Annotated in this window: 20 protein-coding genes, 1 tRNA gene and 1 pseudogene; 8 read left to right on the top strand and 14 right to left on the bottom strand. The window is 56.8% G+C overall.

The genetic code is table 11. From position 1 onward, the window contains the following. Positions 1 to 2: 2 nt before the first annotated feature. Positions 3 to 656 carry a hypothetical protein gene (locus tag ACFL9S_RS14475; protein ID WP_405262594.1) on the top strand — a complete coding sequence of 218 codons (654 nt, stop codon included), beginning with the start codon at positions 3 to 5 and terminating at the stop codon, positions 654 to 656. 14 nt (positions 657 to 670) lie between these two features. Here the strand turns inward: ACFL9S_RS14475 and ACFL9S_RS14480 are convergent, their stop codons facing one another. From ACFL9S_RS14480 to ACFL9S_RS14490, 3 genes are all read right to left on the bottom strand, one after another. Continuing rightward, positions 671 to 1,471 (bottom strand): pyrroline-5-carboxylate reductase family protein, encoded by an 801-nt coding sequence (locus ACFL9S_RS14480; RefSeq protein ID WP_405262595.1) that lies wholly within the window; start codon positions 1,469 to 1,471, stop codon positions 671 to 673. 6 nt (positions 1,472 to 1,477) lie between these two features. Beyond that, a complete protein-coding gene (locus tag ACFL9S_RS14485; protein WP_405262596.1) occupies positions 1,478 to 2,248 on the bottom strand; it encodes a VOC family protein in 771 nt (256 codons plus the stop codon). A 266-nt stretch (positions 2,249 to 2,514) separates the two neighbouring features. Continuing rightward, on the bottom strand, positions 2,515 to 3,918 hold the full coding sequence (locus ACFL9S_RS14490) for a methyl-accepting chemotaxis protein (protein ID WP_405262597.1): 1,404 nt from the start codon (positions 3,916 to 3,918) through the stop codon (positions 2,515 to 2,517). Positions 3,919 to 4,244: 326 nt separating this feature from the next. On the opposite strand from ACFL9S_RS14490, the gene hipB reads away from it, so the two are divergent. Both hipB and ACFL9S_RS14500 read left to right on the top strand, forming a co-directional pair. Then, positions 4,245 to 4,517, top strand: coding sequence for a type II toxin-antitoxin system antitoxin HipB (gene hipB / locus ACFL9S_RS14495; protein ID WP_405262598.1), 273 nt, complete (start codon positions 4,245 to 4,247; stop codon positions 4,515 to 4,517). After that, complete coding sequence (locus ACFL9S_RS14500) at positions 4,517 to 5,824, top strand: type II toxin-antitoxin system HipA family toxin (RefSeq protein WP_405262599.1); 1,308 nt, start codon at positions 4,517 to 4,519, stop codon at positions 5,822 to 5,824. The genes hipB and ACFL9S_RS14500 overlap by 1 nt, the downstream gene beginning before the upstream one ends. A 53-nt stretch (positions 5,825 to 5,877) precedes the next feature. Here ACFL9S_RS14500 and ACFL9S_RS14505 read toward each other — a convergent pair whose 3' ends face one another. The 6 genes from ACFL9S_RS14505 to ACFL9S_RS14530 are packed head-to-tail and all read right to left on the bottom strand — an operon-like array spanning position 5,878 to position 13,805. Beyond that, positions 5,878 to 6,684 (bottom strand): ABC transporter permease, encoded by an 807-nt coding sequence (locus tag ACFL9S_RS14505; protein ID WP_405262600.1) that lies wholly within the window; start codon positions 6,682 to 6,684, stop codon positions 5,878 to 5,880. Further along, positions 6,674 to 7,543, bottom strand: a complete 870-nt coding sequence (locus ACFL9S_RS14510; RefSeq protein ID WP_405262601.1) for an ABC transporter permease — start codon at positions 7,541 to 7,543, stop codon at positions 6,674 to 6,676. Before ACFL9S_RS14510 ends, ACFL9S_RS14505 begins: the two co-directional genes overlap by 11 nt. Next, positions 7,540 to 8,631 carry an ABC transporter ATP-binding protein gene (locus ACFL9S_RS14515; protein WP_405262602.1) on the bottom strand — a complete coding sequence of 364 codons (1,092 nt, stop codon included), beginning with the start codon at positions 8,629 to 8,631 and terminating at the stop codon, positions 7,540 to 7,542. The genes ACFL9S_RS14510 and ACFL9S_RS14515 overlap by 4 nt, the downstream gene beginning before the upstream one ends. Further along, positions 8,628 to 9,713, bottom strand: coding sequence for a PotD/PotF family extracellular solute-binding protein (locus tag ACFL9S_RS14520; protein WP_405262603.1), 1,086 nt, complete (start codon positions 9,711 to 9,713; stop codon positions 8,628 to 8,630). The genes ACFL9S_RS14515 and ACFL9S_RS14520 overlap by 4 nt, the downstream gene beginning before the upstream one ends. Continuing rightward, positions 9,700 to 11,727, bottom strand: a complete 2,028-nt coding sequence (locus ACFL9S_RS14525) for a hydantoinase B/oxoprolinase family protein (protein WP_405262604.1) — start codon at positions 11,725 to 11,727, stop codon at positions 9,700 to 9,702. Before ACFL9S_RS14525 ends, ACFL9S_RS14520 begins: the two co-directional genes overlap by 14 nt. Further along, complete coding sequence (locus ACFL9S_RS14530; RefSeq protein ID WP_405262605.1) at positions 11,724 to 13,805, bottom strand: hydantoinase/oxoprolinase family protein; 2,082 nt, start codon at positions 13,803 to 13,805, stop codon at positions 11,724 to 11,726. Before ACFL9S_RS14530 ends, ACFL9S_RS14525 begins: the two co-directional genes overlap by 4 nt. Before the next feature lie 608 nt (positions 13,806 to 14,413). Between ACFL9S_RS14530 and ACFL9S_RS14535 the strand changes: the two genes are divergently transcribed. The 4 genes from ACFL9S_RS14535 to ACFL9S_RS14550 are packed head-to-tail and all read left to right on the top strand — an operon-like array spanning position 14,414 to position 17,815. Further along, entirely contained in the window at positions 14,414 to 15,325 is a 912-nt protein-coding gene (locus ACFL9S_RS14535; RefSeq protein ID WP_405262606.1) for a metal ABC transporter substrate-binding protein, read from the top strand. After that, complete coding sequence (locus ACFL9S_RS14540; protein ID WP_405262607.1) at positions 15,322 to 16,125, top strand: manganese/iron ABC transporter ATP-binding protein; 804 nt, start codon at positions 15,322 to 15,324, stop codon at positions 16,123 to 16,125. Before ACFL9S_RS14535 ends, ACFL9S_RS14540 begins: the two co-directional genes overlap by 4 nt. Further along, positions 16,125 to 16,982, top strand: coding sequence for an iron/manganese ABC transporter permease subunit SitC (sitC, locus tag ACFL9S_RS14545; protein WP_405262608.1), 858 nt, complete (start codon positions 16,125 to 16,127; stop codon positions 16,980 to 16,982). The genes ACFL9S_RS14540 and sitC overlap by 1 nt, the downstream gene beginning before the upstream one ends. After that, positions 16,979 to 17,815: a metal ABC transporter permease gene (locus ACFL9S_RS14550; protein WP_405262609.1), complete on the top strand. Its 837-nt coding sequence runs from the start codon at positions 16,979 to 16,981 to the stop codon at positions 17,813 to 17,815. The genes sitC and ACFL9S_RS14550 overlap by 4 nt, the downstream gene beginning before the upstream one ends. 45 nt (positions 17,816 to 17,860) lie before the next feature. Here ACFL9S_RS14550 and ACFL9S_RS14555 read toward each other — a convergent pair whose 3' ends face one another. Then, positions 17,861 to 19,297, bottom strand: coding sequence for a glycoside hydrolase family 1 protein (locus ACFL9S_RS14555; RefSeq protein ID WP_405262610.1), 1,437 nt, complete (start codon positions 19,295 to 19,297; stop codon positions 17,861 to 17,863). Between the two features lie 362 nt (positions 19,298 to 19,659). Here ACFL9S_RS14555 and ACFL9S_RS14560 point away from each other — a divergent pair. Next, a tRNA-Asn gene (locus tag ACFL9S_RS14560) sits at positions 19,660 to 19,735 on the top strand. A 324-nt stretch (positions 19,736 to 20,059) separates the two neighbouring features. On the opposite strand, the gene ACFL9S_RS14565 is transcribed toward ACFL9S_RS14560, so the two are convergent. From ACFL9S_RS14565 to ACFL9S_RS14580, 4 genes and pseudogenes are all read right to left on the bottom strand, one after another. Next, positions 20,060 to 20,242 (bottom strand): hypothetical protein, encoded by a 183-nt coding sequence (locus ACFL9S_RS14565; RefSeq protein WP_405262611.1) that lies wholly within the window; start codon positions 20,240 to 20,242, stop codon positions 20,060 to 20,062. A 181-nt stretch (positions 20,243 to 20,423) separates the two neighbouring features. Then, complete coding sequence (locus ACFL9S_RS14570; protein ID WP_405262612.1) at positions 20,424 to 20,861, bottom strand: hypothetical protein; 438 nt, start codon at positions 20,859 to 20,861, stop codon at positions 20,424 to 20,426. Between the two features lie 50 nt (positions 20,862 to 20,911). Further along, positions 20,912 to 21,193 (bottom strand): annotated as a pseudogene (locus ACFL9S_RS14575) (sensor histidine kinase); the annotation flags it as partial. A 156-nt stretch (positions 21,194 to 21,349) separates the two neighbouring features. Beyond that, positions 21,350 to 22,615, bottom strand: coding sequence for an MFS transporter (locus ACFL9S_RS14580; protein ID WP_405262613.1), 1,266 nt, complete (start codon positions 22,613 to 22,615; stop codon positions 21,350 to 21,352). Positions 22,616 to 22,664 lie beyond the last annotated feature (49 nt).

Raw genomic sequence — 22,664 nt, forward strand, 5'->3', positions numbered from 1 at the left:
TAATGTTCCGAAAACTGAGTCTCATGAACTTATCTCTGCTGATGACGTCGGTGTTCCTGCTGACAGGATGCGCCCCAGCACCGGATATCACACGGTGGAAGCGTCCTGATACGGACATGGATGGCGTGCGTATCGCAATGGGTAAGTGCGGCGTGCAACTCCCTGGTCCCGAGATCCCCAAAACGGATAATGAGTCCGTTCTGTATTACCAGTGTATGGAGAGTATGGGGTTTACCCGTAAAGACGGATTCAAAATTTGCAGCGTTCGTGTTTACTATGATACCCCCGCCTGCCTTGAGCAACGGCAGGGACACCCGTTGAGTCAGAGCCAGCTGGAAGCGTTGCCTTTTGTCGCAGACAGAGGGTTTCATCCGCTGCAACCAGATTCCGGTGTGATCAAGTCCTCCCTGATTACCTGGCGTAAAGAGGGAGCCTCACTGCATTTTGCTTATGAAGCTGAAAATGACAAACAAGCCCTGGCGGCCATGTATCAATGCGGTTATCCGCAACCTTTAGGTTCGGTGCCCTACGTGCCGACGCTGCGCAAAGCCGCTAATGTTCAGCAATGCATGCTGGATAAAGGTTTCAAGCCGAAAAACCCACTCAATTTAGTCTGTCGCCATTATCCGCACGTCACCGGCTGCCCAAAAACATAACGCTTTCCCGACAGCTATTCCCCCGCCCCCAGCTCCCGGGTGCGTTTCACTGCGGCCAGCACGCTGCGCTGTAACCCGGCGGCGAAGTCGCTGTTGTTCAGTTCGTATAAACCGTGCATCCCCACGCCTGCCGGGGAGTTATTAATATCCAGCAGCTGGCGCGGATGCTTCTGGCTGTGGCGCAGCATCGCGACCGAACCCAGCAGGTTTTCCAGCACCACTTCGCTGGCCTGCGCACGCGATAATCCCGCTAGCACGCCCGCATCGGTGAAGGACTCAATAAAGTAGTAAATGTAGTTAGGCCCGGCGATGCCAAACCCGGTGAAGATATCGATCTGGCTCTCCGGCAGATAGAGCACCTTGCCAAAGCCCGTGAGGAAGGGATCAACCTGTTCTGAGCGGGCATGCGCATTCAGCACCACGCCGCTGTAGCCGAAACCGGTATCGGTCAGGGTATTGGGGATCACGCGGGCAATCGGGGTGTCTGTGCCGAACAACGCTTCCAGTGTCTCCAGAGTCACCCCCGCAATCAGGGAAACCACCGTGGCACCCGGTGCCAGCAGCGGGCGCACGCGTTTTGCCACGGCAGCCAGGTCATCCTGCGGGCGAATGCCCAGCACCACCAGCGAAGCGTTACTCAGTGCCTGCGTACTGTTTCGCTCGCCGAGCTGATAACGCTGATGGAGCAGGCCAACACGCGCGGCGTCGATATCCTCCAGCGAAACAGCCTCAGCACGCAGGGTGCCTGCGCTCAGCGATGCACGCACAATGGCTTCCGCCATCTGCCCGGCACCAATAAAATGAACCTGTGTCATCGCACATTACTCCCCGTCGAAAACATATTCGCCATTGCCCACCGACCAGCGTTTGCCCTGCAACGCGGCATCTCCCGCCGTCAACACCAGCTCCACCAGCCGGTTGCCTGCACCACGGCGGAAAACAAACTGCTGGTCACCCAGGTCCAGCCCTTCCTGCGTGGCATCCGCTAACGGTGCAAAGCCAAACAGCGCCTGCCAGTGAGCGCGCACCGCCTGCGGGTCCTGCACCTCAAACACCGCCCGCTTCAGCGCCACCGGTCCGGCAGGATGCGGGCTGTCCAGCCCCTGAGCACGTAACCGCGCCAGGCGTGCATCATCGTCCTCGCCCCATTGCAGCACGAAGGGATAAGGCAGACCGTTAACGTCGCCATCAATAGTGAAGATGCGCCAGCTGATCACATTGCCCTGCGGATCGTTGCGCTGACCGTCTGCAATCGCTGAAACCTGCAAGCCTTTGCTGCGCAGATCTGCGTGCGTCTGCACAATATCGTCGCTGCGCAGGGCCAGCCGGTGCAGCGCCTGATTATCCGGCAGTAGCTTCGCAGCTTCGCGCGACAGCAAAAAGGTCTTTGCAGCCGCCTCCAGCTCCGCCTGGTCAGCAATCGCGAGGAACTCAATATAGGTCAGGCCGAAATAGCTCAGCGCATTGCGCGTGCCCCATCCCGGATGGCGCCCCCCCGGTATGGCATTCAGCTGCTGTGCGGCGAAAATCTGAATCGCCTCTTCGGGAAGGTTTACAAACTGAACTGCGTGATCCCACTTTAATGTCGCCATCCTGCCTCCTGAAGTTGCTGGTATTGAACGTACCGCGAGAGTGCGATGCCGATTTATCGTGGCAACTATATTGCCGCGACGCATGCAAGAACAAACAATAAAAAAACATATCCAAAGTAATAAAAATCGCTTCCCAGCTGAATGTTAAAACCATTAATTGATTGTTATTGCTTAAGTTATTTCGCGCTGCAAAACCAACTGAAATAAAAAAGCCCGCGCAGGAAAACCTGAACGGGCTTTTATTGTTATTACGTTTCCGTCAGCTATTAATGTGAAGCGACGGGTTCCACTTTGAACACATCGACCATCACCATCAAATCGCGCGCCTGTTCCTGCATTGATGCCGCCGCAGCAGCAGACTGCTCCACCAGGGCGGCATTTTGCTGGGTCGCATCATCAATGTGGTTCATGGTGCTGTTAATCTGCGCCAGGCCATCGCTCTGCTCATGGCTTGATCCCGCAATGTCACTCATCAGGTGCGCCATACTGGTAATGTTCTGCACCATATCCTGCATCGCCACATCGGCTTTCCCCACCAGTTCGCTGCCTTCCGCAATCTGGCCGACAGAGCGGTCAATCAGCTCACGGATCTCCTTCGCCGCCGTGGCACTGCGCCCCGCCAGCGTGCGCACTTCCCCCGCCACCACCGCAAAACCACGCCCGGACTCGCCAGCACGCGCCGCTTCAACGGCGGCATTCAGCGCCAGAATATTGGTCTGGAAAGCGATGCTGTCGATCACCTGAATAATATCGGCCATACGGGAAGAGGAATCATGAATGCCCTGCATACGGTGAGTGACGGATCGCATCATCTCCCCGTTATGCCTGACAATCCCGTCGGCTTTGGTCACCAGCTGATGCGCCTGCCCGGTATTCTCGGCCGTCTGGCTGAGCGTGCTGGTCAGTTGACCCAGCGTGGCCGCCGTCTGCTCAACGCTGGCGGACTGCTCTTCGGTACGCGCCGATAAATGGCTGTTGCCGGAGGAGATTTCATCCGCAGCATTGACGATTTCACTGGTGCGCACCTGAATGCGGTGAACAATCTGGTTAAGCTGCGCTTTCATGCCCGCCATGCTCTGCAATAGCTGGCCGATTTCATCCTGCCGATCGCTATTCAGTGTTCCCGTCAGGTCACCATGAGTAATGCGGTTGGCCTCCTGTAAGGCGGCATTAAGCGGCGGAACAATCTGCCGGTGAATACTGACGGCGACAATCACGCCCACCAGCATGGCGACAATACCCAAAACGCCCAGCAGCCAGCGATTCCAGGCAAGGAGTTCAGCCGAGTGAGACTCTTCCGCGCCATAGATTTTATTGATGTCTTCCAGCAGGCCCGAGACCCGCCCCTGCATGGCTTTATCATCGCGGGCAGCGGTGCTTTGCAAATCGGCACGGAGGGCGTTGATGTCTTGCTGTATGGTCTCGGCTAAGGGCGCGTACTGGGCTGGCCAGTCGCCTGCGCTAATCAGTGAACGGATGTTGTCGAGTTCGCTGCTGACCGCCGCCAGCTTCGTCATCGCTGCGGCAGGGTTCTCCTGCAACGCGTCCTTGACGGCACCCGCGTTGTCATACAACGCACCGACCACCGCTAAACGCGCCGATGAATCTTCCGCCGTGCTGAAACCACTAAAACCGCAGTAACAAATCGCGGCGACAAAAAAAAGTAACACACCGAAACCTGCCGTCAGTTTTCGGCCAACCTTCATGTTCCTGAGCAGTCGCAACATCAACATCCTCCGTGAGACATCATGAGTGGGATTTTTAGCAAAGATGACCTGATCAGTTACGGCATTCCGGTGCCGATCTTTAGAGTTTTTATTTTTCAGGCAGTTAAAGCGATCTAATGATGTCTTTATCCTTTATAAGGGATATTCAGCACATTATCCCTCAGGAGGGATAAAACGACCACAAACTGAATCAAGGCAGCACATTGACAATATCCTCACCAGGGGGTAGAACGGTTGATATCCTTACAAGGGGATATTCAGGAGGCAGTATGTTCAATCCACCCAAGCTTTATAGTCCGGTACAACTGGCGAACTATATGAGGCTGGTCAGACAGAAAAACCAGTGGACGCAAAGTGAACTCGCCAGCCGCATTGGCATTAAGCAGGCCACCATTTCTAACTTCGAAAACAACCCAGATAAAACAACGTTAACCACGCTGTTTAAGCTGCTTCAGGCGCTAAAAATGGAAATGGTCTTATCCGAAAAGGGGCAGGCACCCACCGGTTGCTTAGAAAACCGACCACAGGAACTGGACTGGTAATGGCAAAATTGATTGCGTGGATGAACAGCGTGCTTGTCGGTGAACTCACCAAGCTGACAAACGGGGCGCATACCTTCAAATATGATGCGAGCTGGATCCAGAACAGTCATGCCAGGCCACTCTCGTTATCACTCCCTTTACAGATCCGGGCGATAACCTCAGATGCCGTGTTTAACTATTTCGATAATCTTCTGCCGGACAATCCAGTGGTGCGGGACCGCATCGTTAAGCGCTATGGCGCCCGTTCGAAACAGCCTTTTGATCTGCTGGCTGAAATAGGCAGGGATAGCGTAGGCGCAGTGACGCTGCTTCCACCCGATGAAGAGGTTCCTGACCGCTCTTTACGCTGGGAAGCCCTCGATGCGGGTCGGCTGGAAACCATCCTGACGGCGTATCAGGCAGATATTCCGTTGGGCATGGTGAGTGATGAACAGGATTTCAGAATATCGGTTGCAGGTGCTCAGGAAAAAATAGCGCTGTTAAAGATCGATGCTACCTGGTGCATACCCAAAGGGATGACGCCGACAACGCATATCATTAAATTGCCTATCGGTGAAATCAAACAGCCAACGGCGACGATGGATCTGAGTGAGAGTGTTGATAATGAATATCTGTGCCTCGCACTGGCGCGCGAGCTGGGTTTTGAGGTGCCGGATACTGAAATAATCAGAACCGAAAAAATCAGAGCACTGGCCGTTGAACGCTTTGACCGCCGTTGGGTGGACAACCGAACGGCGTTGCTACGCTTACCGCAGGAAGACCTCTGCCAGGCGTTTGGCCTGCCTTCCTCCGTTAAATATGAGTCAGAAGGTGGACCGGATATTCCCGCCATTATGGACTTCCTGCTTGGCTCCAGTGAGGCGCTAAAAGATCGATATAACTTTATGAAGTTTCAGGTTTTCCAGTGGCTACTGGGTGCCACAGACGGACATGCAAAGAATTATTCAATTTTTATCCAGCCTGGCGGAAGTTATCGTTTAACACCCTTCTACGATATCATCTCCGCTTACCCGGTCTTGGGTGGTCAGGGTCTGCATATCAGCCAGTTGAAGCTGGCAATGAACCTCAAGGCAACGAAAGGCCGCAAAAATGACATCCATACTCTCTACCCACGCCACTTCATGGCAACGGCAAAAGAGGTGAAGTTTGCTGAAGAGCAAATGAATGAAATCCTGAACTTTTTTGCTGATGCCATTCCTGACGCTATCGAGGCGGTGACGGGCACCTTGCCCGATGATTTTTCACCGAAAATCTATGATGACATCGTGTCAAACGTACGCAGAATCCACGCCCGGCTACTCAGCTAAATTGAAACCAGCAATCGCGGGTGGCGCACGTTCCTACGCCACCGCCCTGCCCCTTACAAAATCTTCACCAGCCCGATGGTGCGCTCAATCGCCAGCAGGATCAGCACCGCAATCACGATAAAGATCACCGAAATAGCGTTGACCGTCGGGTCGAAGGTCTGATCCACATAGTTAAAGATCCTGACCGGCACGGTGATGGTGTCCGGGGCGCTGAGAAACAGGCTGACGGAGACTTCACCAAACGAAGTCACCCCGGCAAACACCGCTCCGGCCAGCATTCCGGGCTTGATCAGCGGCAACGTCACGTGGCGGAAGGTGTACCAGCGCCCGGCCCCAAGGCTCATTGAGACGGCTTCCAGCCGCCGATCCATCGCCGCCAGACTGACGCTTACCGTGCGCACCACATAAGGCAGCGCCACCACGATATGCCCTATCACCAGCCCGCTGACCAGCCCGGCAATCCCGGCGGCGGTCAGCACATACAGCAGGGCAATCCCCAGCACCACTTGGGGGATCATCAGCGGCGATAAAATAAACGCCTGTAACGTCTCACGATACCGAAACTCCAGACGCGCCAGCGCCCAGGCCGCAAAGGTGCCGAGGATCACCGTCAGCGGCGTCACCACCAGCAGCAAAATAATGCTGATGCTGAGCGACTCGCGCCAGCCCGCGTCATCCATCAGGGCGGAGAACCAGCGCAGGGAAATGCCCTGCGGCGGAAACTGCGGATACGGCTCCGGGCTGAAGGCCGACAGCACAATCACCCCGACCGGTAAGGCGAGAAACAGATACACCAGAATACCGGCCAGCGTCACCAGCCCCTGAGTCAGGCGCCGCAGGATACGGCTGTCAGTGACCATGATTTTTCTTCTCCCAGCGTTTAAGGAACAGGCCGACAATACCGGCAACCGCCAGCGTCATCACCAGCAGCGTCAGTGACAGCGCAGCCGCCAGCGGCAGGTTTGCCGTCTGCATCGCCTGCTGATAGATCGCAATCGGCAGCAAGGGTTGCAGCCGCCCGCCAATCAGCAACGGCGTAATGTAACTGCCCGCCGCCAGTGAAAAGACGATGATAAACCCGGTCAGCATTCCAGGCAGCGTGAGGGGCAACACCACCCGGCGGAACGTCTGGCCCGGCGTGGCGCCCAGGCTCATGGCGGCCAGGCGCAGCGAAGGGGCAATCTCATTTAACGAAGTGATCAGCGGCAGCACGGCAAACGGCAGCATCACCTGCACATAGGCAATCACCACCGCATTCATATTCCACAACAGCGCCAGCGGCTGCGGGATCAGCCCGGTAAACAGCAGAAAGCCGTTAATCAGCCCGTTCTGCGCCAGCAGCACAATCCAGGCAAAGGTGCGGATCACCACGCTGGTCAGCAGCGGCGAAATTAAAATCACATATAACAGCGTGCGCCAGTGGCGGCCTTTCACGGTCACCAGCAGCCAGGCGGCGGGCCAGGCCAGCAGCACGGTGATCGCCGCCGTCAGCAACGACACCCACAGCGTGGTCCACAGCGCATACAGGTACTGCGACTCGCCAAACACCGTCAGGTACTGCGCCAGACTGTGGCCGGGCAGCGGATTCAGCAGGCTGTCGACCGCGGTCAGGCTCTGATCGAGCAGCAACAGCAGCGGCACCAGCAGAAACAGCACCAGAAACACCAGACAGGGCGTCAGCATCAGCCAGGGAAAGGCGTTCTGCCTCAGCCGGTTCATTGCGGCGCTCCCGGCGTGGGCAGCACGATCACATCGTCCTCACGCCACGTCAGGTAGAGCTTATCGCCCGGCGTGGGTAACTGACGGAAGTCCTGTTCCGCAGGCTGCACGCGCAGCTCACCGCCGCCAGGAAGCTGGCACAGCAGGCGTAACGTCGCCCCGGCAAAGCTCGCCTCTTTCACGCTGGCGAAGGTGCCGTTCACCGCCGGTTCACCGCCACCGGGCAGAATGCGAATTCGTTCGGGCCGCACAATCAGTAATGCGCTGCGGGCATCAAAACGGCTGGCGGCCAGCTGCAACGGCTGCCCTGCTGCGCTGAAATGTTCACTGGCCTGATAACGTTCGCTGCGACTGTCGGCCGTCACCTGGAACAGGTTCGCCTGGCCGACAAACTCGGCGACAAAGCGATTTTCCGGCTGGCGGTACAGCTCCGACGGCGTGCCCACCTGCTGCAACTGCCCCTGGCCGAGAATACCGATGCGGTCAGAGAGCGTCAGCGCCTCTTCCTGATCGTGGGTGACCAGCACGGTGGTGATGCCCACCCGTTTTTGCAGCGCACGCAGCTCATCCTGCATCTCCTTACGCAGCCGGGCATCCAGATTCGACAGCGGCTCATCCAGTAGCAGCACCTGCGGTTCGATGGCCAGCGCACGCGCAATCGCCACGCGCTGCTGCTGCCCGCCGGAGAGCTGATGCGGCATCCGTTCGGCCAGCCCTTCCAGACGCACCTGCTTTAACGCCTCCGTTACCCGGCGGCGCTGTTCGTCACGCGCCACATGGCGCACCTTCAGCCCGAAAGCGACGTTATCCGCCACGCTCAGATGCGGAAACAGCGCATAGTTCTGGAACACCATGCCGATATTGCGCCGGTAAGGCGGTAACGCGGTCATATCCTGACCGCCAATCAACACCCGCCCTTCATCGGCCGCCAGAAACCCGGCGATGATATTCAGCAGCGTGGTCTTGCCACAGCCGCTGGGGCCGAGCAGGGAGAAAAACTCCCCCTGCTCTATCGTCATGCTGACACCATCCAGCGCGCGGTGCTGCTCAAACTGCCGCTTCACCGCTTCCATCACCACGGAACTCATTTTGTCGCCCCCAGCGACTGGCTCCAGCGGTTGGTCCAGTCGGCCAGCTGCGGCGTGGCTGTAGAGTAGTCAATCCAGATCAGCTTGCTGTACGCCTCTTCACCGACTTTCACCTGTTTTTTCAGGCTGTCGCTGTACTGCACCTCTTTGTTGGTCATGCCGTACAGCGATTTATCGGAGAAGGCTTTCTGCACCTGCGCGCTGGAGAGCGCGTTCACCACTTTGTACGCATTGGCCAGATTCGGTGCGCCTTTCGGGATCACCCAGTTAGCCGCGCCGACCACCGCGCCTTCAGACGGATAAACAAAGTCGACTTTCATTCCCTGCTGCTTCAGGGCAAACACGCGGCCATCCCAGAACGGCACGATCCACGCATCCCCGCGCTCCAGCAGCGTCTGGATGGCGCCAGGGCTGTCCGGGAAGGCCACCGCGTTACCGCGCAGACCTTTCAGTTTGGCAAAGGCTTTTTCCACATCCGCCGGGTTATTCAGCTCACCGCCCAGCGCATGCACCAGCCCGGCAAAGAACTGCAGCCCCGCCGCATAGGTCGGTGATGAAATGGCGACGTGGCCTTTGTATTCCGGCTTCCACAGATCCAGCCAGCTGGTTGGCGGGGTTTTCACCAGGTCGCTGCGGTAGGCCAGGCCTAACTGCCCGAGGCTGAACGCGGCCGCATAGGTTTTGTTCTCGCTGACAAAGCGCGCTTGCACACTCTGATAGAGCTTATCGAGGTTAGGAATATCGCTGGCCTCCAGCGGTTGCAGCAGCCCTGCCGCCGTCGCACGCTGCACGGTATCCGGCTGGAAAACCACGATATCGTAAGGCGAACGACGCCCTTTTGCCGCTCGCAGTTTGGCAAACCATTCGGCATCGGCACCTGGCACCACGGTCAGTTTGATATGGTTATCTTTGGCAAACTGCTCCAGGCCGGAGGCACGAATATTTTTCTCCCAGTCACCACCATAGACGCCGACGACTACCGAATCCGTGGCTTCCGGCGCGGTCGCTGCCGTGGCGGCACCGCTGATAACAAGGCCGATCAAGGCAGAAAGCAGTGCCCCACTGTTTTTAGTTAAACGCATGTTCATCTCCTGGTGAGGACGAGGTAAGGGATAAAAACTGCTGTTCCAGTGCGGCAACAGCCTCTGCAAAACACTGACGGGCAGTGTGAATATCGGCATGGGTTTCACGCGGGAAGCGCGGCGGCAACTGCGCCAGCGCCGTGGCAAACGCCTGCTGGCGATAACGCTGCCTTTCCGCAGGCGTCAGCGCATAAAGTTGTTGATTGAGGCGTGATAACAGCGCCGGGGAAAACACCGCCAGCCAGTTATCACGCGCCGGGCCGGAGGAGGAACCTGCTGTTCTGGGCTGCTGGCGCAGCGAGGCGGTCGCCTGCTGATCCACCTCGCCCTCTGCGATAACCACCCCATACTGGTCGGCGGCAGACTGAATACCGATCAGCTGGTTATCCACGTCGCGTTTCACCGCTGCCGGGTCACGCAGGAAGGGATCGCCCCAGCCGCCGCCGCCCGGGGTTTGCAGCAGCACTTCATCCCCGGCTTTAACGCTGAGCAGGTCAATTTTGCCCAGCACGGTGCCGCCGGCGACGTCAGGATTGAGCGTCATTTGCGTGGGCTGCCCCGGCAAACCGCCGTTAACGCCCCAGGGCTGGAACAGCATGCGCTCCATGCCGCGTGCCAGCAGCCGGGTGTCATCCTGCAAAATACGAATACGGATTTGCTGGCCCATGCCGCCGCGCCACTGTCCTGCTCCGGCAGACTCTGCGCGCAGGGCATACTGCACAATTTCAATATGGGTCTCGGCTTCGACCATCTCCACCGGGTTATTTGCCAGATTGGAGATGCTGTTGTCGCGCCCGTCGATACCGTCACGGCCAAAACGACCGCCGCCGCCGCCGACCATCGGTTCAATCACCTGCACATTCTGCTCTTTGCCGTGACGGGCGGTTTCGGCCACCACCAGCGGAATAATGGTGCCGCCGCTGGCCGCTGGCATCACCTCGGGCAGCGCATGCCCCAGCAGACCATTCAGCAGATCGTTCACGCGCACGGCCGTCGCATGGCGCACGCCAACGGCGGCCGGGAACTGCGGATTGACCAGCGAACCCACGGGCGCAAACAGGGAAATCGGTTGCAGCAGACCGGCATTGAGCGGCACGGTTTTATCCAGCGTGCAGACCAGCGCCAGGATGCGCAGGGTCAGCCAGGCGTGAGGATCGCCGTGGCTGGGAATATTCAGCGCCACCGCAACCTGGGCATCGCTGCCGCTGAAGTCCAGATGCACGTTGCCATCGTCAAAGGTGGCTTTCAGCGCCAGCCGCACCGGCAGGCCGCTGCCCGCGGCATCATCCAGATAGTCTTCAAATTCGTAGCTGCCCTGCGGGATACGGCGCAGCACCTGGCGCGCACGGGCCGCCGCATACTGTTGCAGATCCTGCTGCGCCTGGGTGACCTGTGCTGCACCGTGCTGAGCAACGATTTTTTGCAGGCGCTGACGCCCGGCGCCCAGTGCAGCCAGCATCGCCTGGATATCCCCGGCGTTGGCATCCGGCGTGCGGCTGTTGGCGGCGAGAATACTCACCACGTCCTGATTCAGCACCCCCGCCCTGACCAGCTTGACCGGCGGGATTTGCAGCCCTTCCTGGAAGATATCGCTGTTAGTCGGTGAGATGCTGCTCGGCACGCGGCCGCCAACGTCAGACGCATGCAGGAAGGCCCAGCCCCAGGCCACAATTTCACCGTCAATAAACCAGGGTTCCAGCACCTGTAAATCCGGCAGATGCGTTGCCAGCCCGCGCGAGCGCCAGGGGTCGTTAGTCAGGATCACATCCCCCGGCTGCACATCGCCCACCGCCTGCAGGGTCGTCAGCAGATTCAACCCGACAAAACCGGAAACCCCGATGCCGCGTGGATAAGCGAAGAATTTGCCGTGCCGATCGGCCACCGCGCAGCAGAAATCCGCCGTCTCTTTGACATACAGCGTGCGCCCGGTGCGTTGCAGGATATGGCACATCTCTTCCGTCAGCGCCGTCAGTTTATGGTTGAGGATCTCAAGTGCAATCGCATCCAGTTTCACAGGGTGCCTCCCGGCTGACGGGTGATAATCAGGTTGCCTGCCGGGTCGAGCTGTGCCGTCCAGCCGGGTAAGATCAGCGTGGTGGTATCGTCCTGTTCGACAATCGCCGGGCCGTTTAGCCTGTCGTCAAACTGGATCTGCGCTCGCTGCCAGATATCCGCCTGCTGCCAGCCCTGGTGCAGATACAGCGGCCGCCGGGGGCGACGGGCTTCAGGTGGTTGCGGCACAAAAGCTTTCTCCGTCGGGCGCGGCAGCGGTGCGGTCAGCGACAGGCGCAGGGTGGTTAATTCGATATCCGCACGGGCGCCGGTAAAGCCGTAACGCTGCTGGTGCAGCTGCTGGAAACTCTCCTGCAATCCGTCCAGCGTAATGCTGTCCGGGCTGGCAAGGCTGACGCTCAGTTCGTAGGCCTGGCCGCTGTAGCGCATATCGGCTTCCACCGCATAGCGCGGTGCCACGCGGCTGAGGGCAGCGGCCTGCTCGCTGAACCACTGCTGAGCCAGTAGATGAAGTTCGTCGAGGGTGGCGGTCACGGTGGTGAAGGTGGTGGCATTGACCCGCACGCGCAGGCTGCGCACAAAGTCACGGCGAATATCGGCGGTTATCGCGCCCTGCGCGCAGAAGGTGCCGGGGCGTAACGGCACCACAATGCGCTCGATGCCCGCCTCACTGGCAAACAGGTTGGCATGCGTCGGTCCGGCACCACCGAACGGGATCAGCGTCAATGCATCGGCGGATACGCCGCGCTGCGCCACCGCTTTGTTCAGCTCCGTCGCCATCTGCGTGGTGGCAACCGCCAGCGCCCCGCGGGCAACCTGCTCTGCGGCATCCTCGCCGCTGATGCCGAGTGGCGGCGCCAGCCCGGCCAACGCCGTGCGTGCCGCCGCAAGGTCGAGAGCAATGGTGCCGCCGAGCCGGGCATCGGCAGGCAAAATACCGCTGACCAGATAGCAGTCGGTAATGGTCGGGGCAAGACCGCCACGGCGATAAGCCACCGGGCCGGGATCGGCCCCTGCGCTTTCCGGGCCGACTTTTAAGATGCCGTATTCATCGACATGGATAATCGACCCGCCTCCGGCACCGATGGCAGAGACGCCGACCACCGGCAAAATCAGCGGCAGGCCGCCAATATCGGTACGGTTGACGCGTTCCACATCGCCATCCGCAGAAAGAGAAATATCGCTGCTGGTGCCGCCCATATCAAAAGAGACATAGCCGCCGCTGTGGGTGGTGGCGGCAAGATGTGCCGCCGCAATCACGCCCGATGCCGGGCCGGATAATAAGGTGTCTACCGGGCGCTGGCGGGCAGAACTCAGCGGCAATACGCCACCGTTAGAGGCGGTGATCAGCATCGGTGCGGTGACTGACTGCTGCTCCAATAGCCCGGTGAGGCGGCTGAAATAGCGCTGCATCAGCGGCTGGATATAGGCATTCAGTCCCGCCACCAGCGTGCGTTCATATTCACGAATTTCCGGCCACAGCTCGGCGGATGAGAGCACCGGAATATCAGCAAGCTGTGCGCTAATCTGTTGTGCCAGTGCGCCTTCCTGCTGCGGATTGGCATAGCCATTCAGGGTCACCAGCGCCACGGCGCTGACGTCGAGCCGGGTAATCGCCTGCGCCAGCACGCTCAGGGCGCTTTCGTCCGGCCACTGCATCACCTCGCCCTTCGGGCTGAAGCGCGCGCCGATCTCCAGCACCCGCTCACGCGGCAGAAACGGCGGCTCGCGGTCGGCGTGAAAATCAAAGGAAGACGGCATCCTTGCGCGGCCAATTTCCAGCACATCGCGAAACCCCTGGGTGATCACCAGGGCAATTTTCGCGCCACGTCGCTGAATAATGGCGTTCAGGCCCAGCGTGGTGCCGTGCAGCAGCAGGGAAAGTGCGCTGGCGGGCTGGCCCGTTTTTTTCAATGCCGCCTGTAAGCCTTCGCTGAAGGCCAGCGCCGGATCGGCCGGAGTACTGGGTTGTTTATGAAAGAAATAGTGCTGGCGCTGCGGGTCAAATATCACAAAATCAGTAAAGGTGCCCCCGACATCCACTCCCACTGTCAGCCCGGCATCGGGAATGTTATTCACCTTTTTTCTCCTGATTTGTGCGTAAGTCGCGAAATTGATTAATGAAATATTTTGTTAATCTTCCCTGGTTGCCCGCAATTTACGAATAACAAATAGGACTAACCTTTGCCGGAAAAAGCATGAAGGCGTGCTATTGCCGTTAAACAACTATCGATAGGTGAAATTTCGCGAACTCTCGTCGGGTGAGGGCTGACAGTCTGGCTTCAGGTCTGAGGCCAGTTTGAGCACGCCGGAGCGGCAAAATCCGCATCCCTGCGGGCCTCGGCACGCGATGTCCTGTCGCGTGACGTCCGGCTTACCTCAATCTCGCCCCATCCCCGCAAGAGCGTGCTCGCTGCGTGGTTTAAAACCTACACGGCATCTCGATCTGATGTAGGGGGCGATCATCTTTTCCGATCGCCCCGTAACTCCGGGGCCGCACCCTGCTCAACATCACGGGCAGACCGGAAAAAAAGGGCCTGCCCCTGCGGATTCGCCCGGCCGCCCCGCCTGATTGTCAATCAATGTAATCCCACACAAAAATCATTCACACGGAAGTATAGCCTGTGCTATACCTTATAGCAGATGCTAATTACGTCGTATTTTTAATCGCTATCAAGGAGGTTTCTATGCGTTTTCAGTTCCGGTTACAAAGGTGGATCTGCGCCATTCTGCTCGCCACATTGCCTCTGGCACCCGCGCTGGCACAGGAAAAATTCAAGGTCATCACCACATTTACGGTGATTGCCGATATGGCAAAAAACGTGGCAGGTGATGCCGCTGACGTCGCATCCATCACCAAAGCCGGTGCAGAAATTCACGAATATCAACCCACACCAGGGGATATCAAACGCGCCCAGGGCGCACAGCTGATCCTCGCCAATGGTCTGAACCTGGAGCTGTGGTTCCAGCGTTTTTACCAACACCTTTCCGGCGTGCCGGAAGTGGTGGTGTCTGACGGCATCGTGCCAATGGGCATCAGCGACGGTCCTTACAGCGGCAAACCCAATCCACATGCCTGGATGTCGCCAAATAATGCCCTTATCTACGTCGATAACATCCGCGATGCGCTGGTGAAATACGATCCGGCCAATGCCGACACCTATCGTAAAAATGCCGACGCTTATAAAGAGAAGATCCGCGCCACCGTTGCCCCGGTGCAGCAGGCGCTGGCGCAGATCCCGGCCGATAAACGCTGGCTGGTCACCAGTGAAGGGGCATTCTCCTATCTGACGCGTGATTTCGGGCTGAAAGAGCTGTACCTGTGGCCGATCAATGCCGACCAGCAGGGAACCCCGCAGCAGGTACGCAAAGTGATCGACAAAGTGAAACAGGAGAAGATCCCGGCCGTGTTCAGTGAAAGCACCGTTTCCGATAAACCCGCCCGCCAGGTAGCACGTGAAACCGGCAGCCATTACGGCGGCGTGCTGTACGTCGACTCCCTCAGCGCCGCCGATGGCCCGGTGCCGACCTATCTCGATTTACTGCGTGTCACCAGCGATACCATTGTGAAAGGCATTCAGCAGGGGCTGGCAAAATGATCAACACACAGGCGGCACCGGACGGCATCAGGGTTGATGATCTGACCATCACCTATCGCAACGGGCATACCGCCCTGCGCGACGCCAGCTTAAGCGTGCCCGCCGCCAGCATCGCCGCGCTGGTGGGGATCAACGGTTCGGGTAAATCGACGCTGTTTAAAGCCATTATGGGCTTTGTGCCGCTCTCCCGTGGATCGATTACCCTGCTGGATCAGCCCGCGCACAAGGCACTGAAGCAGAACCTGGTCTCCTATGTGCCGCAGTCTGAAGAGGTTGACTGGTCCTTCCCGGTGCTGGTGGAAGACGTGGTAATGATGGGACGCTACGGCCATATGGGGATGTTGCGTATTGCGCGTGCGGAAGATAAACGTCTGGTGACAGAAGCCCTGGAGCGCGTCGGCATGGTGGAGTTTCGTCAGCGTCAGATTGGCGAGTTGTCCGGCGGGCAGAAGAAACGCGTCTTCCTGGCGCGCGCCATCGCCCAGCGCGGCCAGGTGATCCTGCTGGATGAACCTTTTACCGGCGTCGACGTCAACACCGAACGCCAGATCATCAGCCTGCTGCATGAACTGCGCGAGGAAGGCCGCACCCTGCTGGTTTCCACCCACAATCTGGCCTCGGTCAGTGAATACTGCGACCACAGCGTGATCGTTAAAGGCACCGTGCTGGCCTGCGGCCCGACGGCCACCACCTTTACCCGCGCCAATCTGGAAAACGCGTTTAGCGGCGCACTGCGTGATGTGGTATTTGGCGACGGCGATGCGCGTCCTGCATTTGCCATCGCGCAGGGGGAGCGCTGATGGCGTGGCTGGCAGAACCTTTCCACTATCAATATATGCTGAACGCCATGTGGGTATCTGCGCTGGTGGGCGGCGTGTGTGCGTTTCTCTCCTGCTATCTGATGCTCAAGGGCTGGTCGCTGATTGGTGATGCGCTGTCACACTCTATCGTGCCGGGCGTGGCCGGGGCGTATATGCTCGGGCTGCCTTTCGCCCTTGGCGCGTTTCTCTCCGGCGGGCTGGCGGCGGGCAGTATGCTGTTTTTAAATCAGCGCACCCGGCTGAAAGAGGACGCGATTATCGGGCTGATCTTCTCCTCCTTCTTTGGTCTTGGGCTGTTTATGGTGTCGCTCAATCCGACGTCGGTGAATATTCAAACCATCGTGCTGGGCAATATCCTGGCGATTGCCCCGGAAGATATCATTCAGCTGGCGCTGATTGGCTTTATCTCGCTGCTGATCCTGCTGATCAAATGGAAGGATCTGATGGTGACCTTCTTTGACGAAAACCATGCGCGATCCGTCGGACTCAACCCGACGCGGCTGAAGCTGCTGTTTTTTACCCTGCTGGCCGCCTGCACCATCGCCGCGCTGCAAACCGTCGGTGCGTTTCTGGTGATCTGCCTGGTGGTCACGCCGGGTGCGACCGCGTATCTGCTCACCGACCGTTTCCCCCGCTTGCTGATGATTGCTGTCGCTATCGGCAGCAGCACCAGCTTCTTCGGCGCGTGGATCAGCTACTACCTGGATGGTGCCACCGGCGGCATTATTGTCGTGGCGCAGACGCTGGTGTTTCTCACCGCCTTTGTGTTTGCCCCTAAACACGGGCTGCTGGCCAGCCGCCGACGCGCAGCCGCCCCGCAGCAGGAGGCCGTATGAACCTGACAGAACTGCTGTTAAGCCCGTTTGAGTTTGATTTTATGAACACCGCGCTGACCATCTCGGTGATTGTCGCCATCCCCTGCGCCCTGCTCTCCAGCTTTATGGTGATCAAGGGCTGGTCGCTGATGGGTGATGCCATGAGCCATGCGGTGTTCCCCGGCGTGGTGATCGCCTGGATTATCGGTATTCCGCTGGCGGTCGGGGCGTTTTGCGCCGGACTGTTCTGCGCGCTGGCGACGGGTTACCTGAAAGAGAACAGCCGCATCAAACAGGATACGGTGATGGGAATTGTTTTCTCCGGGATGTTTGCCGCCGGGCTGATCCTCTATATCTCGGTCAAATCTGAGGTACACCTCGACCATATTCTGTTTGGCGATATGCTGGGCATTTCCACCAGCGATCTGCTGCAAAGCGGCGGCATTGCCTGCCTGATTGCGGTGATTATCGGGATGAAATGGCGCGACCTGGTGCTGCATGCGTTTGACCCGCATCAGGCGAAAGCCAGCGGTCTGAATACGACGCTGCTGCACTACGGCCTGCTGAGTATGATTGCCCTGACGATTGTCGCCACGTTAAAGGCGGTGGGGATTGTGCTGTCGATTGCCCTGCTGATTGCGCCGGGTGCGATTGCCATTTTGCTGATGCGTCGTTTTTCCAGCGTGATGATCTGCGCGGTGTTGCTGTCGGTGGTGGTGTGCTTTAGTGGAACCTATCTTTCTTTCTTCCTCGACAGCGCCCCCGGCCCGACCATTGTGGTGCTGTTCGCCCTGCTGTTTATTGCCACCTTTATCTTCTCGGTGCGCCGCGAGCGCCGGGTTGTCCTCTCGTAGTCGGAACAAAAAACGGCGTCTGCACAGGACGCCGTTTCTGTCGGTTTAGCTGATATCCTGGCCGTTAGTGGCAATCACTTTCTGATACCAGTGGAAGGATTTCTTCTTGTAGCGGTTGCCGGTGCCGCTGATCTTGTCGTCCAGATCAACATAGATAAAGCCGTAACGCTTGCTCATCTCCCCGGTCGACATACTCACCAGATCGATGCAGCCCCACGGCGTGTATCCCATCAGCTCAACGCCATCGTCAATCGCTTCTGCCATCGCATCAATGTGCTTACGCAGGTAGTTAATGCGGTAGTCATCAATGATGGTGAAGTCAGCGTCCGGCTCATCGACCGCGCCCAGACCGTTTTCAACAATAAACAGCGGCTTCTCGTAGCGGTCATACAGCTGGTTCAGCGCAATACGCAGGCCAACCGGGTCAATCTCCCAGCCCCAGGCACTGGCTTCAAGGAACGGGTTACGCGCCCCGCCCAGCAGGTTGCCGCTGGCTGCTGCCGCATCCGGGTCGGTGGCATAGGTGGTGGAGGACATGTAATAGCTGAAACCGATGTAGTCGACGGTGTGCTGCTTAATCAGTTCCAGATCGCCCGGCTGGATATCCAGCGTCACGCCCAGCGACTGCCACAGTTTTTTGGCGTAGTACGGATATTTCCCGCCCGCCTGCACATCAGCGCAGTAGAAGTTAAACGCCTGCGTCTGTTTCAGCGAAGCCAGCTGGTTGAGCGGATTACAGTCGTAGGCGTAGTTGGTGGCAAACAGGATCATGCAGCCCATCTGGATCTGCGCATTGGTTTCATGGGCAATTTTCACTGCCAGGCTGCTGGCAACAAACTGATTATGCCAGCCCTGGAATTTCGCCTGCGCGTCCAGCGCGCCGGTTTTCACCGTCAGCCCCTGGCTCATCATCGGGAAGTGCGCGGCGCTGTTGATCTCGTTAAAGGTCATCCAGTACTTCACTTTGTGGCCGAAACGTTCCAGCACCGTGCGGGCAAAGCGCTCAAAGTGGCCGATCACCTCACGGTTTTTCCAGCCACCGAACACGGTCGCGAGGTGCAGCGGCATCTCATAGTGGGAAATGGTGATCACCGGCTCAATGCCGTGCGCAATACAGGCATCAATCACCTGGTCGTAATGGCTGAGGCCCGCCTCGTTCGGCTGCTGTTCAATGCCGTTCGGGTAGATGCGCGTCCAGGCAATCGAGAAGCGGTAGCATTTGAAACCCATCTCGGCAAACAGCGCGATATCTTCGCGGAAGCGCTGATAGTGGTCGATGCCTTTGTGGTTGGGATAGGTGTAGCGGGTTTCATCCAGCGTAAAGTCGAACTCTGGCGAGGCCACAATGCTCAGGCGCTGTTTGCCGCCCGGGATAGCATCGACAATCGACAGGCCTTTGCCGTCAACGTCGTATGCCCCTTCAACCTGATTGGCAGCCGTTGCGCCGCCCCACATAAAGCCCTGCGGAAACCTGTCTTTCATGCCACTTTTCCTTAAATAATACGGAGAGTTAGCGGCGCCGCAGCGCGATCGCACTGCCTTAACCCGACGTCAGCACCGCCTGAACGGCAGAAATAGTAGAGTAAAATCGGTGGAGTGAACAGCACGATGAAACCGATTGCAGAAATGAACCATACGATGAAAATTATCTCCCCCCGCCCACTGCGCTTTGGCACGACTCTATTTCTCAGCATGCTATAGGGCAGCGATTACTGACGATAAAACGCGATAAATGTTGAGTAAATCATCAGGTTGCTGCAAACATCAGCAGTTGGTTGCACATCGTGACTTTTGCCGTTGACACCTCCGCCTGCGATGATTACTATTCGCCTCGTTCACACGATTCCTCTGTAGTTCAGTCGGTAGAACGGCGGACTGTTAATCCGTATGTCACTGGTTCGAGTCCAGTCAGAGGAGCCAAATTTAGAGAAGCCCGCTCAGGGAAACCTGAGCGGGCTTTTTGTTTTCTGCTGGCACAGGGGCTGACCATTTGTTCCGCTCAGCCCGCAGGCACAGGTGCTGACTTTTCACCCGGAGTGGCTGGGAGATAGGTGACAGGTCTGGGGCCAGTTCGGGCACACCGGATCGGCAAAATCCGCATCCCTGCGGGCCTCGGCACGCGACGTCCTGTCGCGTGACGTCCGGCTTACCCCGAACTGGCCCCCTCCCCGCAAGAATGTGCTCGCTGTCGGTTCTGACACCCGCAATGGCATCACGATCTGGCATGGGGATTTACATGACGTTTCAAGCATGCTGCTTTTGTTTCAGATACCCTAACAACCATTGCAAAAATTCAATCGCTGATGGATGGAGAAAAGACAGATCGCCAACTTTCATCCTGGTGATTTCATTCAGGGAGCAAGCCGCAGATTCATTGTCTGGATACTCTTCAATAAAAATAGAAAGTTCATCAATAAGATCATCCACTAGACCCGGCAGAAGCGTTGTCGCTGTATCAACAATTTCACTATAGCTGTCGCCATATGCATCTGCGTCTGTACCCAGAATTTGCGGCGGGCTGGAGAAAGGGTCATTCTGATAGAAAAGGATCCGACATAACTAAGTGAGCGTTGTATCTCATCCTGGGGCACGTCAGTATGGCTATGTGTCAGCAGGCTCTGTCGCCGTCATTCCATCGCTTGATATCACTTATATTTGGCGACCTGATGCCCGTGCTCAAGATATTCTTGGTGGTGTACAGGCTTATCTTAGCGTTGTCACCATCATGACTTTCTATCTGAATTAGCGTGTTGTTGATCAACAGTCCCTCTGAAACAAGCTTTTGAGTGATTTCACCTTCTTTACGCTCACCGTCAAACTCGCTTAATACGATGACCGGATTTCCTGAATATGTCTCATATTCCAGACACTGCCTTGCCATGTGCCTTAGGGTTCGATAAGTATTGGAGGACCCCGTCTTGCTAATAAAACTGCCGTCTAAGGATGATTTGCTGTTTTTCAAATCGCTGACGGTTATGGCGCATCCGCTCAGTGATATAGAAAGTAATATTGTAGCCAGGGCCAAATATTTCAATTTATGCTCCATTATTCTGCTAAATGTCCTGCGCATGATTGGGGCTAAAATTGCGATCTCTTTCAGACGGAATTGTGATTTGGGATATCAACAATAACCATGAGCCCACCTTCTGCAGACGTACTAAGTAAAACACTGCTGTTATGTTGCTGCGCAACCGCTTTGACTATTGCAAGCCCCAATCCACTCCCGCTTTGTATCTGATTGGGATCACGAAAAAATCTGTCGAACACCCGCTCCCTCAATTCAACTATGATTCCTGGCCCTGCATCTGAGATGCGCAATTGAATGGATTTTTCTAACGATCGTACCTCTACTTCAACCCGCCCGCCCTCATGTAAGTATCCCTGCAATCCGCGCCATTCACTTTTAGAGATCTTCCGACATACTGAATATGTCCTTGAGGAGATCACCATGCGTAAAGCCCGATTTACCGGGCACCAGATCATCACCGTTCTGAAGAAGGATAAATGCCCGCTCTGTGAGACGGGCATTTCTTATCAGGTTGCGTTGTTATATTCGGATGTCGAGAGCAGTGTTTTACTTCCTTTCAAGGTAAACAGTGAAATAACGGTAAAGCTCAGTGTGATACAGCCTAAAACAAGATAAGCCTGATGGAAGCCTACGGTGTCATACATCCGGCCTACCCATGTCGACAGTACGACGCCCGAAAGTTGTTTCGATAAATTAAAACCAATCAGGAACAAGGTTGCCGACAGTTTTGGGTTAAATGCCGAGGAGATATATTTAAAGGTGCCGACCAGGAGGAACGGAAGTTCAAACATATGGAGCATTTTTAAGATAACCACTTCTGTGGCTGAAGAGGCAAAAGAAGAACCCAAAATACGCGCCGACATAATGACGCCTGCGGCCAGGAGGGCGTTCTTCGCACCAATGCGGTTAACGATGGCAGGGGCAAAAAACATAATCGTTGCATTGAGTATCTCCCCACCGGTAGTGACAAAACCAAACACTTCGGTCCCGCGTTGTGGGCTGGAGAAAAAACCTTTGAAGAAGTTAGCAAACTGCTGGTCGAATACGTCATAGACACTGGCGACGCCTACCACGTAAATAATAAATCCCCAGAAGCGTGGCATCCGCAATAGCTCGGCGGCGGTGCGCATAGAAAAAGCCTGGCGGTTGGCACCAAGTGCGTCGATAACCCGCTCGCTGTTGCTCCCTTCCGGGCGTGACATCCATAACAGTACGGCAAGCGCCAGAGCAAAACCGGAGGCGATCCAGAATGTAATATTAGGGTCGATGCTAAATAAAATACCGGTGATTGATGCACATAACGCCCAGCCAATACAGCCGGAAACACGAACCTTTCCGTACTCAAAACGGTTAGCCCGACTCACGCGTTCAATATAGGCTTCTACCGCACCGGATCCACTGGAGAAGACGACTCCCAGATAGATCCCGCCAGCCAGGGCGCCCGCAAAAACATTCATCTGCAGTAGAGGGGACAGAACAAAAATAAAGAAGGGTGCAAATAAAATCAGTAAGACCGTGATAATCCAGAGCAAGTGTTTGCGTAATCCCAGTTTATCGGAGAGCAGACCAAACACCGGCTGGAAAATAATTGCAAACAGCGAGATAGATGAAAACACAATCCCTGTTTCTGTTTTGGTTAAGTGGTTAACTTCTGCCAGCCAGACCGGAAAGAAAGGAAAGTAGGCCGACATAATGAAATAATATAAGAAGAAGAACAACATAAAGTAAATGAAGTTATGTCGTTCTCTTGGTGCGAGTTCAGAGAGTTTCATTTTGACTGTTCCATCTGGTTATGCCGGTAAGCCCGTGGCTCACGCTTCG

Origin of the sequence: Erwinia sp. AnSW2-5 (genome assembly GCF_045107195.1) — a bacterium.
GTDB lineage: Bacteria > Pseudomonadota > Gammaproteobacteria > Enterobacterales > Enterobacteriaceae > Erwinia.

Excerpts from the sequence above, each read along its gene's own strand:
- ACFL9S_RS14475 (WP_405262594.1), top strand. The coding sequence starts at position 3 with ATGTTCCGAAAACTGAGTCTCATGAACTTATCTCTGCTGATGACGTCG.
- ACFL9S_RS14480 (WP_405262595.1), bottom strand. The coding sequence starts at position 1,471 with ATGACACAGGTTCATTTTATTGGTGCCGGGCAGATGGCGGAAGCCATT.
- ACFL9S_RS14485 (WP_405262596.1), bottom strand. The coding sequence starts at position 2,248 with ATGGCGACATTAAAGTGGGATCACGCAGTTCAGTTTGTAAACCTTCCC.
- hipB (WP_405262598.1), top strand. The coding sequence starts at position 4,245 with ATGTTCAATCCACCCAAGCTTTATAGTCCGGTACAACTGGCGAACTAT.
- ACFL9S_RS14500 (WP_405262599.1), top strand. The coding sequence starts at position 4,517 with ATGGCAAAATTGATTGCGTGGATGAACAGCGTGCTTGTCGGTGAACTC.
- ACFL9S_RS14505 (WP_405262600.1), bottom strand. The coding sequence starts at position 6,684 with ATGGTCACTGACAGCCGTATCCTGCGGCGCCTGACTCAGGGGCTGGTG.
- ACFL9S_RS14510 (WP_405262601.1), bottom strand. The coding sequence starts at position 7,543 with ATGAACCGGCTGAGGCAGAACGCCTTTCCCTGGCTGATGCTGACGCCC.
- ACFL9S_RS14515 (WP_405262602.1), bottom strand. The coding sequence starts at position 8,631 with ATGAGTTCCGTGGTGATGGAAGCGGTGAAGCGGCAGTTTGAGCAGCAC.
- ACFL9S_RS14520 (WP_405262603.1), bottom strand. The coding sequence starts at position 9,713 with ATGCGTTTAACTAAAAACAGTGGGGCACTGCTTTCTGCCTTGATCGGC.
- ACFL9S_RS14535 (WP_405262606.1), top strand. The coding sequence starts at position 14,414 with ATGCGTTTTCAGTTCCGGTTACAAAGGTGGATCTGCGCCATTCTGCTC.
- ACFL9S_RS14540 (WP_405262607.1), top strand. The coding sequence starts at position 15,322 with ATGATCAACACACAGGCGGCACCGGACGGCATCAGGGTTGATGATCTG.
- sitC (WP_405262608.1), top strand. The coding sequence starts at position 16,125 with ATGGCGTGGCTGGCAGAACCTTTCCACTATCAATATATGCTGAACGCC.
- ACFL9S_RS14550 (WP_405262609.1), top strand. The coding sequence starts at position 16,979 with ATGAACCTGACAGAACTGCTGTTAAGCCCGTTTGAGTTTGATTTTATG.
- ACFL9S_RS14555 (WP_405262610.1), bottom strand. The coding sequence starts at position 19,297 with ATGAAAGACAGGTTTCCGCAGGGCTTTATGTGGGGCGGCGCAACGGCT.
- ACFL9S_RS14570 (WP_405262612.1), bottom strand. The coding sequence starts at position 20,861 with ATGGAGCATAAATTGAAATATTTGGCCCTGGCTACAATATTACTTTCT.
- ACFL9S_RS14580 (WP_405262613.1), bottom strand. The coding sequence starts at position 22,615 with ATGAAACTCTCTGAACTCGCACCAAGAGAACGACATAACTTCATTTAC.